This is a genomic window from Mesorhizobium sp. M1A.F.Ca.IN.020.06.1.1 (assembly GCF_004023265.1).
GTDB lineage: Bacteria > Pseudomonadota > Alphaproteobacteria > Rhizobiales > Rhizobiaceae > Mesorhizobium.
This window is the reverse complement of sequence record NZ_RZSR01000787.1, coordinates 1-2859: the sequence shown is the minus strand read 5'-3', so window position 1 is coordinate 2859 and position 2859 is coordinate 1. Positions and strand designations below refer to the sequence as shown.

The window sequence follows — 2859 nt, the reverse complement described above, 5'->3', positions numbered from 1 at the left end:
GTCCGTTTGCCGGGAAACTTCTTGGTGTCGAACATGTCGGCCCAGCTTGTCGGCTCACCCGAAACGGCGCCCTTGTTCCAGGCCAGCACGAAGGAATAGTAGAAGCTGCCGACGGCGTGCTCGTTGCTGAAGCGCGGGTCGAGATCGGCCTTCGGCACGGCGGCGAAGTCGATCGGCTCGAGCAGCCCGTCCTTGGCGGCCTTGATGGCGAAATCCATTTCCACGTCGACCACGTCCCAGGTGACGTTCTTGGCGTCGACCATGGCCTTCAGCTTGCCGTAGTCGGTCGGGCCGTCCTGCAGCACCTTGATGCCGGAGCTCGCCGCGAACGGCTCGGCCCAGGACTTGGCCTGCGCTTCCTGCGTGGTGCCGCCCCAGCTGGTGAATACCATTTCGTCGGCCTTGGCGGCGGTTGCCGATAGCAGTCCGGCGAGCACGCCGGCTAAGATCAGTCTCATGTCATTCTCCTCTGATTTCTCTGTTCCGTTTCTTGTTCTTGTCGCTGCACCCTCGGCATGCGTTCTCAGCGCATGACGAAGGGATCGGGAATCGGCTCGTCCGAGGTCTTGATCCAGACCGATTTCGAGCGCGTGTAGTCGCGGATGGCGTCGAGCCCGCCTTCGCGGCCAAGACCCGACAACCCGTAGCCGCCGAAGGGAACGAGCGGCGACACGGCGCGATAGGTGTTGACCCAGACGACGCCGGCACGGATGTCGCGCGCCATGCGGTGCGCCTTGCCGAGATTCGAGGTGAAGACGCCGGAGGCGAGACCGAAGGGCGTGTCGTTGGCTAGAGCCAATGCCTCGGCCTCGGTGTCGAAGGCGAGCACGCTCAACACCGGCCCGAACAATTCCTCGCGTACGCAGGGCAGGTTGCTATCACCGGCATCGATGATCGTCGGCGCATAGTAGAAGCCGGCGCCGGCGTCGGGGCGCCTGCCGCCGGTGACCAGCGTGCCCCCGGCGGCGAGGCTTTCGGCCACGATGGTCTCGATCCGGTCGCGCTGGCGCAGGGTCGCGAGCGGCCCCATCTCGGTGGCCGGATCCTGAGGATCGCCGATGCGGATCGCTTCGGCCTTGCGCTTCAACGGACCGAGGAATTCTTGTCTTACGGTACGCTCGATCAGCAGGCGCGAACCGGCGACGCAGCTCTGTCCGGTCGCCGCAAAGATGCCGGCGACGACCGCATTGGCGGCGCTGTCGAGGTCGGCGTCGGCGAAGACGACGACCGGGCTCTTGCCGCCGGGCTCGAGCGTCGTGTGCGCGAGGTTTTCCGCCGTGTTCCTGACGATGGCGCGCGCCGTGGCCGGGCCGCCGGTGAAAGCGACGCGCGAGACCAGCGGATGACTGGTCAGGCGCTGCCCGCACTCCTGGCCGAAGCCCGTGAGGATGTTGACGGCGCCGGCCGGAAAGCCGGCTTCGCTGACCAACTCGGCGAAGGCGAGCAGCGGTGCCGGGCCGTCTTCTGAGGCCTTGAGCACCACCGTGCAGCCCGCGGCAAGCGCCGGGCCGAGCTTGACCGCCGAGAGGAAGAGCTGCGAGTTCCACGGCACCACCGCGGCGACCACGCCGATCGGCTCGCGGCGGATGGTGACGTCGAGATCGGCCTTGTCGAGCGGCACATGCGCGCCTTCATGCTGGTCGGCGAGCCCGCCATAGTAGCGGTAATAGTCGCCGACATAGGCGATCTGGGCGCGCGTCTCGCGGATGATCTTGCCGGTGTCGCGCGTCTCCAACTCGGCCAGGCGGCCCGCATTGGCGGCGACGAGGTCGCCGAGCCTGACCAGCAGTTTGCCCCGCGCGGTTGCTGTCATCGATGCCCAAGGCCCGGTGCGCAGCGCACGATGCGCGGCCTGGACGGCGCGGTCGACATCGGCTTCGCTCGCCGCCGGCATCTTCGCCCATGGCGCGCCGGTCGACGGATCGATGCTGTCGAAGCTGGCCGACGGCTCGTCGAAGCGGCCGTCGATGAAGTTCCTGAATGCGGCGTCGGTCATGGCCTTGCCCGTTCGTTCGCGATCAGATGAAGGCCGGCATCACCCGGTCGATGAACAATTGCAGCGATTTCTTCTTGCGCTCGTGCGAAAGGCCGCTGTCGATCCAGATCGAGTACTGGTCGAAGCCTAGCGTCTCATAGGCTTTCAGCCGCGCGACCACCTCGTGCGCCTCGCCGATCACCAGGTTCTGGCGCATCTTGTCCGGCGCGTATTGCGGCATGGCCGCGATCTCTTCGGCGCTCAGCGGTTCCAAAATGCCCTGGTGCACCGGCTTCTTGTTTTGGAACCAGGCGCCGAACTGGCAGTAGAAGTTCGACAGATCCTGGCTCAGCCGATCGGCATCGGCGGCGTCCTCGGCGACGAAGGTGTGCATCAAGAGCATGATTTCCGGACGCGGGATTTCGGGATGCGCGGCGCAGGCGTCGTTAAACCGCTGCATCAGGCTTGCAACCTCATCGTCGCCGGACGCCAGTGGCGTCACTTGGACCTTGCATCCGTTGGCGACAGCGAAGTCGTGCGAGTTCGGATCGCGCGCCGCCACCCAGATCGGCGGGTAGGGTTTTTGCAGCGGCTTGGGAGAGGAGGTGGTTGGCGGGAACTGCCAGAATTCGCCGCAGTGCTCGTAGTCGCCGTCCCAGAGACCCCGGATCGCCGGAATGATCTCGCGCATGCGCTGCCCGGCGCCCCAGGCATCGAGCCCGGGGAAGACCCGCTGATATTCGTAGCTGTAGGCGCCCCGGGCGATGCCGATGTCGAGCCGGCCGCCGGCAATCACGTCGGTCATCGCCGCCTCGCCGGCAAGCTTGATCGGGTGCCAGAAGGGCGCGATGATGGTTCCGGTGCCGAGGCGGATGCGGCTGGTC

General features: G+C 66.3%; 2 protein-coding genes and 1 pseudogene. All 3 read right to left on the bottom strand.

Going from position 1 to position 2859, the window contains the following annotated elements:
• Positions 1–458, bottom strand: a pseudogene (locus EOA60_RS26920) (ABC transporter substrate-binding protein); the annotation flags it as partial.
• 65 nt (positions 459–523) lie between these two features.
• On the bottom strand, positions 524–1996 hold the full coding sequence (locus tag EOA60_RS26915) for an aldehyde dehydrogenase (RefSeq protein ID WP_128312172.1): 1473 nt from the start codon (positions 1994–1996) through the stop codon (positions 524–526).
• Positions 1997–2018: 22 nt separating this feature from the next.
• Positions 2019–2859 (bottom strand): LLM class flavin-dependent oxidoreductase (locus EOA60_RS26910; RefSeq protein WP_164899561.1); only part of this gene is annotated, 841 nt, incomplete at its 5' end.